At 73.6% G+C, this 503-nt stretch carries 1 protein-coding gene; it reads left to right on the forward strand.

Going from position 1 to position 503, the window contains the following annotated elements; genetic code table 11:
- The coding region (locus tag B0F77_RS34025) for an MFS transporter (protein WP_143467033.1) at positions 1-469 on the forward strand (469 nt) is incomplete at its 5' end.
- Positions 470-503 lie beyond the last annotated feature (34 nt).

Here is a 503-nt window from a genome sequence, read left to right on the forward strand (position 1 = left end):
GTCGATCAGCTCGGTGATCTTCGGCGTGCTCTACGGCATGCGCCCGTGGCCGCGCCCGATGCACCTGCGCCTGCCGGTGCTGCTGGGCGGCTTCGCGCTGCTGGCGTTCCTGCTGGCGATCCCGGCCTCGCTGCTGGGCCTCGGCCTGGCGCTGTTCCTGGTCGGCACCCTGATCACCCCGCAGTCGACCGCGCACTCCGCGGCGATCGAGCAGGTCACGCCGTCCGGCATGGCCGCGGAGGCGTTCGGCTGGGTGATCACCTCGGTGACCGTCGGCCTCGCCATCGGCCAGGGCCTGTCCGGTCAGCTGATCGAGCACTTCGGCACGCGGCCGGCGTTCATCGCCTCGGGCGTGGCCGGCCTGCTGATCGCGCTGGCGGTGTGGCTGCTGCGCGGCACGGTCCGCCGCGGCGTCCCGACGCCCGAGCCGCTGCCGGCCCGCTCCGAAATGGAGCTCGCCGCCCGCTGACGGAACGCGGCCCATGGCCACTACCAGCGCAGTT

The sequence above is a fragment of the Lentzea kentuckyensis genome (assembly GCF_002150765.1).
In the GTDB taxonomy this organism is placed as follows: Bacteria; Actinomycetota; Actinomycetes; order Mycobacteriales; family Pseudonocardiaceae; genus Lentzea; species Lentzea kentuckyensis.